This window comes from Dysgonomonas sp. 25, assembly GCF_010501075.1.
GTDB lineage: Bacteria > Bacteroidota > Bacteroidia > Bacteroidales > Dysgonomonadaceae > Dysgonomonas.
Genome location: NZ_QVMN01000001.1, coordinates 217,314 through 230,362, shown reverse-complemented (window position 1 = coordinate 230,362; position 13,049 = coordinate 217,314). Strand labels below are relative to the sequence as shown.

At 40.7% G+C, this 13,049-nt stretch carries 17 protein-coding genes and 1 tRNA gene; 12 read left to right on the top strand and 6 right to left on the bottom strand.

Translation table 11 applies throughout. The features are described from left to right. Positions 1–2: 2 nt before the first annotated feature. The 10 genes from D0T66_RS00970 (at position 3) to D0T66_RS00925 (ending at position 7,034) form a co-directional block, all read left to right on the top strand. The gene (locus tag D0T66_RS00970; RefSeq protein WP_163355159.1) at positions 3–359 is read left to right on the top strand and encodes a DUF3876 domain-containing protein; all 357 of its coding nucleotides are present in this window, start codon (positions 3–5) and stop codon (positions 357–359) included. Between the two features lie 4 nt (positions 360–363). Continuing rightward, on the top strand, positions 364–993 hold the full coding sequence (locus D0T66_RS00965) for a DUF4141 domain-containing protein (protein ID WP_163355158.1): 630 nt from the start codon (positions 364–366) through the stop codon (positions 991–993). A gap of 2 nt (positions 994–995) precedes the next feature. Then, entirely contained in the window at positions 996–2,006 is a 1,011-nt protein-coding gene (traJ, locus tag D0T66_RS00960) for a conjugative transposon protein TraJ (RefSeq protein ID WP_036844670.1), read from the top strand. A gap of 11 nt (positions 2,007–2,017) precedes the next feature. After that, positions 2,018–2,641, top strand: a complete 624-nt coding sequence (traK, locus tag D0T66_RS00955) for a conjugative transposon protein TraK (protein ID WP_163355157.1) — start codon at positions 2,018–2,020, stop codon at positions 2,639–2,641. 4 nt (positions 2,642–2,645) lie between these two features. Beyond that, entirely contained in the window at positions 2,646–2,948 is a 303-nt protein-coding gene (locus D0T66_RS00950) for a TraL conjugative transposon family protein (RefSeq protein WP_163355156.1), read from the top strand. Next, on the top strand, positions 2,911–4,245 hold the full coding sequence (gene traM / locus D0T66_RS00945) for a conjugative transposon protein TraM (RefSeq protein ID WP_163355155.1): 1,335 nt from the start codon (positions 2,911–2,913) through the stop codon (positions 4,243–4,245). Before D0T66_RS00950 ends, traM begins: the two co-directional genes overlap by 38 nt. A gap of 84 nt (positions 4,246–4,329) precedes the next feature. After that, positions 4,330–5,238, top strand: a complete 909-nt coding sequence (traN, locus tag D0T66_RS00940; RefSeq protein ID WP_163355154.1) for a conjugative transposon protein TraN — start codon at positions 4,330–4,332, stop codon at positions 5,236–5,238. 1 nt (position 5,239) lies between these two features. Next, on the top strand, positions 5,240–5,821 hold the full coding sequence (locus D0T66_RS00935) for a conjugal transfer protein TraO (RefSeq protein WP_163355153.1): 582 nt from the start codon (positions 5,240–5,242) through the stop codon (positions 5,819–5,821). A 6-nt stretch (positions 5,822–5,827) separates the two neighbouring features. Beyond that, positions 5,828–6,271 carry a DUF3872 domain-containing protein gene (locus D0T66_RS00930; protein ID WP_163355152.1) on the top strand — a complete coding sequence of 148 codons (444 nt, stop codon included), beginning with the start codon at positions 5,828–5,830 and terminating at the stop codon, positions 6,269–6,271. Between the two features lie 193 nt (positions 6,272–6,464). Continuing rightward, positions 6,465–7,034, top strand: coding sequence for a hypothetical protein (locus D0T66_RS00925; RefSeq protein ID WP_163355151.1), 570 nt, complete (start codon positions 6,465–6,467; stop codon positions 7,032–7,034). A 156-nt stretch (positions 7,035–7,190) separates the two neighbouring features. Here the strand turns inward: D0T66_RS00925 and D0T66_RS00920 are convergent, their stop codons facing one another. From D0T66_RS00920 to D0T66_RS00910, 3 genes are all read right to left on the bottom strand, one after another. Next, entirely contained in the window at positions 7,191–7,370 is a 180-nt protein-coding gene (locus tag D0T66_RS00920; protein WP_163355150.1) for a hypothetical protein, read from the bottom strand. Between the two features lie 3 nt (positions 7,371–7,373). Next, the gene (locus D0T66_RS00915; protein WP_025003717.1) at positions 7,374–7,580 is read right to left on the bottom strand and encodes a DUF3873 domain-containing protein; all 207 of its coding nucleotides are present in this window, start codon (positions 7,578–7,580) and stop codon (positions 7,374–7,376) included. A 256-nt stretch (positions 7,581–7,836) separates the two neighbouring features. Then, positions 7,837–8,370: an antirestriction protein ArdA gene (locus D0T66_RS00910; protein WP_163355149.1), complete on the bottom strand. Its 534-nt coding sequence runs from the start codon at positions 8,368–8,370 to the stop codon at positions 7,837–7,839. A 402-nt stretch (positions 8,371–8,772) separates the two neighbouring features. On the opposite strand from D0T66_RS00910, the gene D0T66_RS00900 reads away from it, so the two are divergent. Next, the gene (locus D0T66_RS00900; protein ID WP_163355148.1) at positions 8,773–9,567 is read left to right on the top strand and encodes a cation transporter; all 795 of its coding nucleotides are present in this window, start codon (positions 8,773–8,775) and stop codon (positions 9,565–9,567) included. A 55-nt stretch (positions 9,568–9,622) separates the two neighbouring features. On the opposite strand, the gene D0T66_RS00895 is transcribed toward D0T66_RS00900, so the two are convergent. The 3 genes from D0T66_RS00895 to D0T66_RS00885 form a co-directional block, all read right to left on the bottom strand. Beyond that, on the bottom strand, positions 9,623–10,135 hold the full coding sequence (locus tag D0T66_RS00895) for an ORF6N domain-containing protein (RefSeq protein ID WP_163355147.1): 513 nt from the start codon (positions 10,133–10,135) through the stop codon (positions 9,623–9,625). 80 nt (positions 10,136–10,215) lie between these two features. Continuing rightward, a complete protein-coding gene (locus D0T66_RS00890; RefSeq protein ID WP_163355146.1) occupies positions 10,216–11,445 on the bottom strand; it encodes a site-specific integrase in 1,230 nt (409 codons plus the stop codon). 274 nt (positions 11,446–11,719) lie between these two features. After that, positions 11,720–11,804: transfer RNA gene (locus tag D0T66_RS00885), tRNA-Ser, on the bottom strand. A 529-nt stretch (positions 11,805–12,333) separates the two neighbouring features. Between D0T66_RS00885 and rsmI the strand changes: the two genes are divergently transcribed. After that, positions 12,334–13,044: a 16S rRNA (cytidine(1402)-2'-O)-methyltransferase gene (gene rsmI / locus D0T66_RS00880; RefSeq protein ID WP_163355145.1), complete on the top strand. Its 711-nt coding sequence runs from the start codon at positions 12,334–12,336 to the stop codon at positions 13,042–13,044. The last annotated feature ends 5 nt before the right edge of the window (positions 13,045–13,049 follow it).

Genomic DNA, 13,049 nt, shown 5'->3' with positions numbered 1-13,049 from the left:
ATATGAAACAAATAAGATTCATCTTCCCGATGCTTCTGTGTGCTGTCCTGCTGGCTTTGTCTTCCTGTAAGGAAACCAACGCCGACCGACTGAAAGCCATGTGTGGACATTGGGAAAGCGTTACGAACCGACCATCGTTCACGGTCTTTGAAAGTGCGGATGGCTATAAAGTAACCATGCAACGAAGAACCCGCAGGGGCGAAACCCGTGCGGAAACCTACCAAATCATAGAAAAAGACGGATACCTGTTTATCGAAACGGGATTTTCGATATTGATAAGCTATGATAGCGAAACCGACAGGATACTGCTATCCTCCGGCGGTGAGTATGTAAGAAGTAAGAAACAATCAAAAAATTAAAGCAATGAAAACAAAAATAATGATGTTAGCTGTGGCACTCTGCCTGTTTGTAGGTAACGCCAGCGCACAATGGGCGGTAATCGACCCGACAAATTTGGCTCAAGGTATTGTCAATACCACCAAAGAAATTGCACAGACTTCAAAGACTGTCAGTAATACACTGGATACTTTCAAGGAAACTAAAAAATTGTACGACCAAGGCAAGCAATATTATGATGCCTTGAAATCGGTAAACAATTTGGTGAAAGATGCCCGGAAAGTACAAAAAACCGTGCTTCTACTCGGTGAGATTACGGATATATATGTTACCAACTTCCAGCTAATGTTATCGGATAAGAACTTCCGACCGGAAGAACTCAATGCCATTGCGTTCGGATATTCCAAACTGTTGGAAGAAAGTTCGGATGTACTTACGGAACTGAAAAATGTAGTGAATATCAACGGGCTGTCCATGACAGATGCCGAACGTATGGAACGGATAGACAAAGCATATAATTCCGTATTAAATTACCGGAACTTGGTTTCTTATTATACCCGTAAGAATATATCCGTGTCTTACCTGCGGGCAAAGAAAATCAGCGATACCGACCGTGTAATGGCTCTGTATGGAACTGCTAACGATAGATACTGGTAATTATGACATTGTTAGCCGTTGATTGGGGAAACCTGCATGAGATTCTGAAAAATCTTTATGTGGATATGATGCCCTTGTGCAGTAACATGACAGGGGTAGCCAAAGGTGTGGCGGGATTGGGTGCATTATTCTATGTGGCTGCAAAGGTATGGCAAGCCCTATCGAGAGCCGAACCGATAGATGTGTACCCGCTTTTGCGACCTTTCGCCATTGGTCTGTGCATTATGTTCTTTCCGACTATCGTTTTGGGAACGATAAACAGTGTACTATCCCCGGTAGTAAAAGGAACGAATCAAATTCTGGAAGGACAAACCTTCGATATGAATAAGTACCGGGAACTGAAAGATAAAAAGGAATATGAAGCTATGCTTCGGAATCCTGAAACCGCTTACCTCGTTTCCGATGAAGAGTTTGACAAGCAACTGGATGAACTGGGCTGGTCGCCTTCGGATTTGATTACAACGATGGGGATGTATATGGAACGGGCTTCTTACAATATAAAGAAAGCAGTCCGGGACTGGTTCAGGGAACTGCTGGAAATACTCTTTCAGGCTGCTGCCCTTGTCATTGACACGATACGGACGTTCTATTTGATTGTATTAGCCATACTTGGCCCGATTGCTTTTGCAATATCGGTCTATGATGGCTTCCAATCAACCTTAACGCAATGGATAACACGCTATGTAAGCGTGTACCTGTGGCTTCCCGTATCAGATTTATTCAGTTCCATCCTTGCCCGGATTCAGGTCTTAATGCTGGAACGTGATTTACAGTTATTGGACGACCCCAGTTTTATACCCGACAGTTCCAATACGGTTTACATCATTTTTATGATTATCGGAATTGTGGGATACTTCACCATCCCAACAGTATCCAACTGGATTATTCAGGCTGGCGGATTGGGTGGTATGAACCGAAATCTTTCTAAAACAGCAAGTGGTGGCGGAAACCTTGCGGGTGCAGCAGCCGGGGCAGTAGGTGGAAACATCGCCGGAAAATTAATTAAAAAATAAACAGTAAAAATATGGAGTTTAAAAGTTTAAAAAATATAGAAACCAGTTTCAAGCAAATACGCCTGTTCGGGATTGTATTTGTATGCCTGTGTGCCGGGATTGTAGGTTATGCCCTTTGGAACTCGTACAGTTTTGCAGAAAAACAGCGTGAAAAGATTTACGTTCTCGATGGGGGGAAATCCCTTATGCTGGCACTTTCGCAGGACTTATCACAGAACCGTCCCGTAGAAGCAAAGGAACACGTTCGGCGTTTCCACGAACTCTTTTTCACCCTTTCACCGGATAAGAACGCCATTGAATCAAACATACAGCGTTCATTGTACCTAACGGATAAAAGTGCTTTCAACTATTATAAGGACTTATCCGAAAAGGGGTATTATAACCGTATCATTTCCGGGAATATCAACCAGTCGGTACAGGTGGACAGTGTAATATGCAACTTCGACCACTATCCCTATCAAGTGGCGACCTATGCCCGGCAAATGATTATCAGGGAAAGTAGTGTTACCGAAAGAAGCCTTATCACCCGATGCCGGTTGCTGAACTCCGTAAGGAGTGATAACAACCCGCATGGCTTTACCATTGAAGCTTTTGAGATTACGGAAAATAAAGATTTACAGGTATTAAAACGGTAAGGCTATGGTAAAGAAATCATTAACAAACCTGCGGGACTGGGTAGATGATAAGCTGCGTTACGCTTGCGGAAGCCTGTCGAAAGATGCCCGGATAATCATTATCATAACCTTTATTCTCGGCGGTAGTATCCTATCTATTTACTGGACGGTTTCTTCCATATATAATATAGGAAAGAAAAGTGCGGAAAAAGAATTTTTGGAGATAAGGCATATTGAACGCTTGGAACTGGAACGGAAAGACAGTATAAACCATTATCAATTACAAAAATATGGAACAGAATCAGAATTTGAATCAGGAAACGAGTAACAACAAAGAAGGGAAAGAGAAAAAGCAACTTTCCCCGCAGGAATTACAGAAACGGAAGAAACTTATCATCTTCCCGTTGATGTTCCTTGCTTTTGCCGGATGTATGTGGCTGATATTTGCCCCGTCCTCAAAAGACGAAGTAAAGCCGGACGAAATCGGCGGTTTTAATGCCGATATACCCTTACCCAAAGAAGACGGGATATATGGCGATAAAAAGACGGCTTACGAACAGGAATCCATGAAGTCGAAACAGGAAGACCGGATGCGTTCTTTGCAGGACTTCGGCTTTACATTGGGTGAAGAAAATAAGGTTACGGATAACTTGAGCCTGACCGCCGACCTGCCGGAAGAACAACCATCAAGTAACAGCCGGAGTTATTACGGCGGTTCTTCCCGCAATGGTTCTTATGTCCAATCTTCGGCTTATGCCTATCAGGATATAAACCGACAGTTGGGAAGTTTTTACGAAACGCCCAAAGAAGACCCGGAAAAAGAAGAACTGGCACGGAAGATTGAAGAACTGGAATCCCGGCTGTATGAACGGGAAAATACCCAAAGTACGGCGGATGAACAACTGGCACTACTTGAAAAATCCTATGAACTGGCAGCCAAATACATGAACGGCGGGCAGGAACAGGCAGTAAAGCAGGTAACGCCAACTGCATCCATACAGGGAAAGGTTCAGGCGTTGCCTGTGCAAGCCGTAACAGAACAAACCGTTTCGGGACTTCAAGTACCTATGAGTGATGCGGAGTTTATTGCAGCATACAGCCAGCCCCGGAATTATGGATTTAATACGGCGGTCGGAACTGGGTCGTTAATGGGAAAGAATACGATTCTTGCCTGTATCCATGAAGACCAGTCGGTGATGGACGGGCAGAATGTCCGCCTTCGCCTGTTAGAGCCGTTACAGGCGGGTCATATCAGGATGCCGAAAAACAGCTTGTTATCAGGAACGGCACGGGTTCAGGGTGAGCGCATGGATATTAATATCTCTTCATTGGAATATGAAGGTAATATCATTCCGGTTGAATTGGTAGTCTATGATTCGGACGGGCAGAAAGGTTTATCCGTTCCGTCCTCGCTGGAAATGCAAGCCCTGAACGAAGGTATGGCAAATATCGGTGCTGGGCTTGGCTCAAGCTTTACCGTCAATCAAAATGCGGGGGCTGCCATCGTTTCGGATTTGACAAGGGGTGTTCTGCAAGGCGGGTCGCAATACCTGTCAAAGAAGTTCAGGACAGTAAAAGTGAACCTGAAAGCCGATTACAAAGTAATGCTATTCACAAAACAGTAATAACAACCACAAAAATTTCTCAATTATTAATCCGCCGGGAAGCGGGCTATCCACCCGCCAATGGCAACTAAAAATCAATTTGTAATGAAAAAGTTATTTATCATGTTCGCACTGGTTATCGGTGCAGTAACGGTCAAAGCGCAAAGCAACGATTTGTTTCAGGGTATTACCCAAAAATTTCCTTACGGGCAGATGGTTACGCCTTACGGTGTTCAGGTAACGTTTGCCAAAACGGTACACATTATTTTCCCTTCCACAGTCAAATACGTGGATTTGGGTTCAACCCATCTTATCGCAGGAAAAGCGGATGGGGCAGAAAATGTTATCCGTGTCAAAGCTTCTACCGAAGGATTTCCGGGAGAAACTAACTTTTCGGTTATCTGTGAGGACGGCAGTTTTTATTCCTTCAACGCCAAATACGCCAATGAACCGGAAATGCTGAACATCGAAATGAAAGATTTCCTTGAGAATGAAAGCATAACCGATTATTCCCATACCCGGATGAACATTTACTTCCGTGAACTGGGGAACGAATCGCCGTTGCTGGTGAAACTGATAATGCAGTCCATCTATAAAAACAATGACCGGGAGATACGCCACTTGGGATGCAAGCGTTTTGGAATACAGTTCTTAATCAAAGGTATTTATGTGCATAATGGGATGTTTTATTTCCATACACAGGCGAAGAACTCTTCCAATGTTCCGTTTGACACGGACTTTATCAAATTTAAGGTTGTTGATAAGAAGGTGGCAAAGCGTACCGCCATTCAGGAATCAGTTTTGTATCCTGTCCGCAGTTTTAACGAAGTGATTACCATAGGCGGGAAGTCCACAGTCCGCACAGTCTATACCTTACCGAAGTTCACGATTCCGGATGATAAAATACTGGTGGTAGAGCTGGTCGAAAAGAACGGTGGCCGTCACCAAAATATCCGTATCGAAAGTTCAGATATTGTGAACGCCAGAGTAATTAACGAACTTAAAATCAAGTAAAATGAAGAAGTTAATCTGTGTTATAGCAGTGTTGTGTTTGTGCCAGACTTTTAACCTGGCACACGCACAACGTTACCTGCCCGGACAAAAGGGAATCCAACTTACGGGCGGAATGGCGGACGGCTTTAAGAAGCCCGGTAAACCGGAATCGGCATATTATTTCGGTGCTGCGCTTGCCACTTATACCAAAAACGGAAACCGTTGGGTGGTCGGTGCGGAATACTTCAATAAGGAGTATGAATATAAGAATGTAACCGTGCCTGTAAGCCAGTTTACGGGCGAAGGCGGGTATTATATCAAAATCCTTTCCGACCGCCGGAAAACGTTCTTCCTGTCCTTCGGGTTGTCGGCTCTTGCCGGATACGAAACAAGTAACTGGGGAGATAAGGAACTATACGATGGCTCTACTCTTACCAATAAGGATGCCTTTATTTATGGCGGGGCTGCTACGCTTGAATTGGAAACTTACCTGACGGACAGGGTGGTTTTCCTTATCAATGCCCGTGAACGTGCGCTGTTCGGCTCTTCCATCGGAAAGTTTCACACACAGTTCGGAATAGGATTCAAGTTTATAATAAATTAATGCGATATGAAAAAGATAATCAGAAACATATTAATGGGGGTGTACTTGCTGGGAGCAATGCTGCTGGTGTTTTCTTGTGATGATAAGCTGGATGTCCAGCAGGTTTACCCGTTCACGGTAACAACGATGCCCGTACAAAAACGGATTAAGATGGGTGAAACGGCAGAAATCCGTTTTCAACTTCAAAGGGAAGGCTATTATGAAGAAACGAAGTATTTCATCAGGTATTTCCAGCCGGATGGTAAAGGTACGCTGCGGATGGCGGACGGAACATTATTTCTTCCGAATGATTTGTACCCGCTTCCGGGCGAAACGTTCCGGCTATACTATACTTCCGCTTCCACCGACCAGCAACAAATTGACGTATACATTGAAGACAGCTTCGGACAGGTGGTACAGCTAACGTTTGCTTTCAATAATGAGAATGAGAAAGAAGAGCAGAAGGAATGAATACAATATATGTATGTATAGCTGTCTATCAGTTCCTATCATGGTGCTGGATATCTATAAGTATTAAGAACGCACCCACAGATATAGAGTTGTGGGGTGAAGAAATAGATTGAATTTAAATATGTTGAAAAAGTCGAGTAAAATAATTACTCGACTTTTTATTATGAGTATTTTTGCAGAAATAAAAATATTTATGAGCCAAATAGTCTTTCAATTCATCGAATTAGTAAAAAGGAGAAGTGAAGAAAATAAGCTTTCTCTAAATAAGCTTTACGAAAATCGTCTATTCGGTAACTGCATATCAATACTAAGACAGGAAGTAGATACATTCATACGGATTATCTACTTAGGTCGTCTTAATTCTGTTCAGGAGAGAGAAAGGCTTATAAGTCTAACTTTTAATGATGAAAAATGGAACACTTTAACTGTAAATAGCAAAATGAAAATAATTACAGATAAAGACATGGTAGATATTGCTTCCGAAGTTAAAGGATATGTTCAATACCTTTATAAATTTGGATGTGGTTTTATTCATTTGTCCAACTTTCATAATTACCAAAACGAGAATCCATTTGGGAAATTAAAATTGAACGAACAAATTGATATTAAGTTTTATCTACATCAATATCATGGTTTCCCGATTGAAAATAATCTAACTATTGAATCAATAGAGAATCTTATACCCAAAATATTCGATAAGATTTCTCAAAATATGCTGTACTATAATGAACAATTATTGAACAACGAAAGTATTGATTTCTAACATAATTTCAGCTTATTTATATGAAAGGATCCACCGGGTTAGCGGTGGATCCTTTCATCAATAAAAATCAAAAGTTTGGAAAGCGGTTTCTTTGCTACTTTCTTTTTCAGAACACTTCACGAAAGAAAGTAGCGGGCGGAGTTTCCGCCCGTTGGTTTATAATTCTTCAAATTTATCTATATCACATTCGATGATTACAACTTCCGACTGACAACTGTATAAATCGTTTTCTTTTGCTGCTATGATGGCTTTTTCTTCCGTAGAAAAAACACCAAAGCAAACACGGCTCGACTTTGTTTTGTGTACGTCCGTTTGAAATAAAATATATGCCTTCATTATTTACTGTTTTTTGTTTAACCATTCATCCCGCCGTTTCCGGCACTCTTCCAACGTTTTGGCTACCGTAGAGAAAAGTTCCCCATCCGTATGGCGGTAATCATATTGGAAATATTCTGTCCCCCTGAACGCTCCTGCAATGAACGTTACATATTTTTCTTGTCCCGGCTCTTGGGTCGTGGACACTCCGTTTTTATTTAGTGATTCCATATATTTACATTAATAAAGTGAGTAATAAGGCGATGAAAACCACAGCTATCAAAAGGCTATACAATACAGATACAAATAACCGTAGGATAAAGCGGATAACGAAAAACGCTATTATCAATACCGCCCATATACCCGCCGAAGTGGACAGAAAATAAATTACTGAAGCCAGTAACCCCACCCGGAACAATAACCTGAATAAACCGCTTGCTTTCATTATAATTTGTTTTGTGGGCGGGTTTCCCCGCCCGGTAAATAATCAGGAAGCCCGAAAAACAAAACTATCTTCAAACCAATAATCACCCATAAATAGGTCGCGGGCAAACTTTTCGTAATCAAAGTATGTTTTTGCGAACTCCGGCAGTTCGTATAACTCTTCTACAATTTCATAGGCATAATCTTCTTCATCGTTATATTTGCCCTGAAAATTGTCCCTGAAAGAAGAAATAAGGTCGTTTGCATCTTCGGTCGATAGGTCGTGAGAACCGTGATTACACCATACTAAAAACGCTTCCTGCTCGTCTTCGCTTAAATCGTCCATCGCATCCCGGATGTCGAAAAAGTTATCAGACAACCAACTTTCACCGATTAAATTTTCCGGTATATTTTCCCAGTCCTGAAACATATATTCCGGGTCTTCTTCGTCTGCGTGTAACTCCTTACAAGCTTCGTAAAACTCGTCTTTGTCCGAAAAGTCGGAAAGGTCAAACCACTTGCCCTCGATTGAGCCATCGTTGTACTTTGCATATGTACCTACATAAATCCTTGCTTCGCTTAAACTTGTTGCTTCCATAACTTCTGATTTTTTAGATATATGCGGATTCTTGAGGTGAGGGAGTTGAGTTTCATAACCTTTTTTTCCTGCTTCTCGTAAATCCGACTTTTTTTATATGCGTCTTTCCGTCGGGTCGGTCGTTTTCGTTTCATATATGCCGGAAAGTGTAGGCTTTAGTCTTTGCAAGTTTTTGTGGAAAAATACTCTCAAGCAAAGCGCAGCAGGAAGATTTTTGCATCAAACCCTTTAGGGCTTGAACTTTCAAAGACGTTAAGAAGCCGTAAATACTTTTGCATATAGAAATGGAAATGATTAACCGCCCCGATGGAATGACTGCCTATGGGAGTGGTTTACATCAGAGAAGTAGGAAAAAAAGCATTAAAAGCATTACTTTTGTATCGTATAATAAAGGTTCTAATTATGTATAAATCAGTATTTCATATTCCAAAAATGGATTGCCCCTGTGAAGAAAGCCTTATTCGCATGAAATTACAGGATAATAAATTTATCAAGCATCTTGATTTTGACCTTGCAAAACGGATATTAGTTGTAACACATAGTGGCGACAGCAGTAATTTTATTACAGAACTTGAATCACTTAATCTTGGTGCAAAGCTTCAAGAAACAGTGGCAACAGATGGTAATGATTCTACCGATAATCCAGCCCGACAGCGAAGGGTTCTATGGATTGTACTCGCAATCAATTTCGCTTTCTTCTTGATTGAAATTACGACAGGGCTTATTTCAGGTTCAATGGGATTAGTAGCAGATAGCCTTGATATGCTGGCAGATGCTCTTGTTTATGGTATGAGCCTTATGGCTGTGGGGGCTGTTATTGCAAAGAAAAAGCGAGTGGCACTTATAAGTGGCTACCTGCAAATTTTACTTGCAGCATTAGGGCTGTCAGAGGTTATAAGGCGTTTCTTAGGATTTGAGGTTATGCCCGAATTTAAGACTATGATTGTCATTAGCTTACTTGCCTTACTTGCTAACTCCATCTGTCTATGGTTGCTCCAACGTACTAAAAGTAAGGATGCACACATTAGAGCAAGCGTAATATTTTCGGCAAACGATGTTATTATAAATATTGGAGTTATTATAGCAGCCTTATTTGTTTGGTGGCTTGAAAGCAATATTCCTGATTTGATAATAGGCATAGTAGTTTTTCTTGTTGTTATTCGTGGTGCAATCCGAATTTTGAAGCTGGCTAAATAAAAAATGGCGGGCTTTGTCGGCTCGCCATCATTAGGTTATCACAAATTGTGATAAGTTATTTTTCTTCATCAGGTATTCTGTATCCTATGGGTTTTCTTGGTTCGGGGTCAGGTTTACTTAATAACTGGGTTAAAGCTTGGTATATTTCACTGAATTGTGCATCTGTACTTTCTTCCAGTTCCTCGATACGTTTAAGAAGTTCATCATATCCGATAACCATTTGTCGCATCAGGACAAATGCCCGCATAATAGATATGTTTACATCTATTGCTGTTTGGCTTCTCAACACCGTAGAAAGCATTGCTACACCCTGTTCCGTGAAAACCATTGGGCTGACAGAACTATGTTTTAGGGTTTCGGGGAACTGGTCACAAATTGTGACCAGTTGGTGAAACTCCTCTTTATCCAGTTCAAACATAAAGTCAGAAGGAAATCGCTGAATATTACGTTTGACAGCCTGTTTGAGAACTTTTGTCTTTACATTATATAACTCTGCTAAATGGAAGTCCAGCATTACCCTGTATCCCCGGACTTCAAAAATTTTGTTTTGAATAACTTGTAATTCCATATCTATTTATACTTTAGTGTTTTACATTGAAAATCGTTACCTAATTCGTTACCCATTGGTTAACTACTGAAAATAGGTAACTATTGAGCCGCTTTTTTATAGATTTTCTCAATACCAGTAAACTGTTCGGAAAGTCCTTTCATATCGCTACTAATCTTGCTATTAGTAATGCGGGCGTAGATTTGGGTCGTTTCAATATTGGTATGCCCCAGCATTTTAGAAACGGTTTCAATGGGAACTCCTTTACCCAGTGTCGTTGTGGTAGCGAAGGTATGGCGGGCAAGATGAAACGTAAGGTTTTTATTGATTCCGGCAAGGTCGGCAATCTCCTTCAAATAGGAATTAAGTTTTTGATTGCTGATTACAGGAAGGATTTTTCCGTTAGGTAACTTATCCTTATACTTATCCAAAATCATTTTGGGGATGTCCAGTAACGGTACATTTACATCTATTCCGGTCTTTACACGCTTAGTCATAATCCAAAGGTTACCGTCAAACGATTTGCGGATATGTTCTTTTCTAAGCCCTGCTACATCTATGTAAGCCAAACCACAAAAACAGGAAAAGAGAAATAAATCCCGAACGTGTTCCAGCCTTTCGGAAACAAGGTTTAGTTCAAGGATTTTCTTTATTTCTTCTTCTGTAAGATAACCTCTATCAACCCTTTGTAGGCGTATTTTATAGTTAGCAAAAGGGTCGCCGACAATTAACCCATTATTACGGGCAATCAAAACAATGCGCTTGAAGAATTGCATAAACTTGGCAGTCGTGTTATGGTTACATCTGCCAACTGTCATAAGATATACTTCAAAGTCATTGATAAACATATTGTTAATAGACTTCAAAGCTATATCAGAAAGGTTGTACTTAGCTTGGATGAAATTCGCAAGATGCTTGCGGGTTACTTCATACTTTTGATAGGTAGATGCAGATTTAGATAGACCTATAAGCTGCTTTACATCATCATTATGCTTCTGAAATAAATTCAGTAACGTTTCGTGGTTCTCCGTATGCCCTAAAAATTCATTCTTGATTTGTTCGGCAGTAACGTAGTTTTCACGCCGTTGCTGTTCATGGTAGATTTGATGTAATGATGCTTTTATATCTTCAAGCAACTTATTAAGCTGTGCGCAAGATTTCCCGGTCGCTTTACCAGCTTTCACACTCCAATTATCGGGATGGATGCTTTGTTTTGTACTAAACTGGCAAATTTTTCCATCAACGGTAATTCTTGCCATAATTGTTACCTCTCCATTACGTTTTTCTGACCCTTTTTTAAGGTAGAAAAGGACTTTGAATGTACTCTTCATAATCTCACTTTTTAATGTTACAAAATTACTTTTAATGTATTAATTGTGAGATATATACAGGCTGTACAAATTTGGACAGCGAGAGGTCATTTTTGGACAAATCGTTACCGTTTTTGTCCGGTATGGAATCGGTAACGATTTAGGCACAGATTTGTGTCTTTTGAGGTCTTTTTGGTGTCTTTTATGCTGGACAAAATACAAACAAAAAAGCCTACAAATCATTGACTTGTAGGCTTTTGTCCAGTTACTGTCCGGCGTGGTCTGCCGGTTTCAGCGGAGAGAGAGGGATTCGAACCCCCGGAAGCTCTCACTTCAACGGTTTTCAAGACCGCCGCAATCGACCACTCTGCCATCTCTCCAGTGTTGTTCGAACACCGTACTTTTCTTCAAAAGCGATGCAAAGATATGTACTTTTTTTTAACTTCAAAATAAAATGATGACTTTTTATGCTGAAAAATATAAATTCTCTCTATATAATATATAAATGTAATATCTCCCCCCCCCTAAAAAACGAACAGCCTACTATATCACATAGTCAGCTGTCCTTTTTTTTCATTTACAAACACACAAAACTATTAAAACTATTATTTATTTTAGAATAAAATAACTATCTCAAAAGATAGGAATAATAGCTTAATAATCGTACATATTGATATGTACAATGCAAAGGTAAGGACTAAACTCATACAAAAAAATATTTATGGAATAAAAATACGCCCTAAAGTTAAAAAATCAAATAAATTTAACATTCTAAGCCGTTATTGATTCTATCTTTAGCTTTGAGTACATATAAAATGCTTCAATACATCTATTCTAATAAGAAGACGGCCTATTCTGTTTGCGCCTTTATATTTTTCGTATATTTGTCCTTACAATATCAATAAAGCCATGGCTAAACTTTATATAATACCTACTCCGATAGGGAATCTGGAAGACATTACATTCAGGGCAATACGCCTGCTGAATGAAGTAGATTTGATTTTGGCGGAAGATACCCGGACAAGCAGCGTGCTGCTGAAGCACTATCAGATCGAGAACCGATTACAATCCTACCATAAGTTTAACGAGCATAAGGTTGTCTCCTATATTATGGACAGGTTGCATGCCGGACAAGACATCGCATTGATTTCCGATGCCGGTACGCCCGGCATCTCCGACCCCGGCTTCCTGATTATTCGAGAATGCGTTCGGGAAGGAATAGAGGTCGAATGCTTACCGGGGGCGACGGCATTTGTGCCGGCGCTGGTTGTATCCGGCATCCCATCCGATCGATTTTGCTTCGAAGGCTTCCTCCCTCAGAAGAAAGGGCGTATGACCCGCCTAAAGGAACTGGCAGAAGAAGATCGTACAATGATCATATACGAATCTCCTTACAGGATAATCAAAACCCTTACCCAATTGGCCGAATATATGGGTGAATCGCGGAAAGCGGTGGTCTGCCGTGAGATATCGAAGAAGTTCGAGGAGATTCAGCGTGGAACGTTAAAAGAACTAATTTCCCATTTTGTCATAAACGAACCAAGAGGTGAGTTTGTTATAGTAGTTACAGGTAAAGACAAAGATTCAACAACAATACAAGAAGAAACAGAAACTAATTAGAACAG

What these genes read in the sequence shown, in the direction of transcription:
- D0T66_RS00970 (WP_163355159.1), top strand. Translation starts at nt 3, where the DNA reads ATGAAACAAATAAGATTCATCTTCCCGATGCTTCTGTGTGCTGTCCTG.
- D0T66_RS00965 (WP_163355158.1), top strand. Translation starts at nt 364, where the DNA reads ATGAAAACAAAAATAATGATGTTAGCTGTGGCACTCTGCCTGTTTGTA.
- traJ (WP_036844670.1), top strand. Translation starts at nt 996, where the DNA reads ATGACATTGTTAGCCGTTGATTGGGGAAACCTGCATGAGATTCTGAAA.
- traK (WP_163355157.1), top strand. Translation starts at nt 2,018, where the DNA reads ATGGAGTTTAAAAGTTTAAAAAATATAGAAACCAGTTTCAAGCAAATA.
- D0T66_RS00950 (WP_163355156.1), top strand. Translation starts at nt 2,646, where the DNA reads ATGGTAAAGAAATCATTAACAAACCTGCGGGACTGGGTAGATGATAAG.
- traM (WP_163355155.1), top strand. Translation starts at nt 2,911, where the DNA reads ATGGAACAGAATCAGAATTTGAATCAGGAAACGAGTAACAACAAAGAA.
- traN (WP_163355154.1), top strand. Translation starts at nt 4,330, where the DNA reads ATGAAAAAGTTATTTATCATGTTCGCACTGGTTATCGGTGCAGTAACG.
- D0T66_RS00935 (WP_163355153.1), top strand. Translation starts at nt 5,240, where the DNA reads ATGAAGAAGTTAATCTGTGTTATAGCAGTGTTGTGTTTGTGCCAGACT.
- D0T66_RS00930 (WP_163355152.1), top strand. Translation starts at nt 5,828, where the DNA reads ATGAAAAAGATAATCAGAAACATATTAATGGGGGTGTACTTGCTGGGA.
- D0T66_RS00925 (WP_163355151.1), top strand. Translation starts at nt 6,465, where the DNA reads ATGAGCCAAATAGTCTTTCAATTCATCGAATTAGTAAAAAGGAGAAGT.
- D0T66_RS00920 (WP_163355150.1), bottom strand. Translation starts at nt 7,370, where the DNA reads ATGAAGGCATATATTTTATTTCAAACGGACGTACACAAAACAAAGTCG.
- D0T66_RS00915 (WP_025003717.1), bottom strand. Translation starts at nt 7,580, where the DNA reads ATGGAATCACTAAATAAAAACGGAGTGTCCACGACCCAAGAGCCGGGA.
- D0T66_RS00910 (WP_163355149.1), bottom strand. Translation starts at nt 8,370, where the DNA reads ATGGAAGCAACAAGTTTAAGCGAAGCAAGGATTTATGTAGGTACATAT.
- D0T66_RS00900 (WP_163355148.1), top strand. Translation starts at nt 8,773, where the DNA reads ATGTATAAATCAGTATTTCATATTCCAAAAATGGATTGCCCCTGTGAA.
- D0T66_RS00895 (WP_163355147.1), bottom strand. Translation starts at nt 10,135, where the DNA reads ATGGAATTACAAGTTATTCAAAACAAAATTTTTGAAGTCCGGGGATAC.
- D0T66_RS00890 (WP_163355146.1), bottom strand. Translation starts at nt 11,445, where the DNA reads ATGAAGAGTACATTCAAAGTCCTTTTCTACCTTAAAAAAGGGTCAGAA.
- rsmI (WP_163355145.1), top strand. Translation starts at nt 12,334, where the DNA reads ATGGCTAAACTTTATATAATACCTACTCCGATAGGGAATCTGGAAGAC.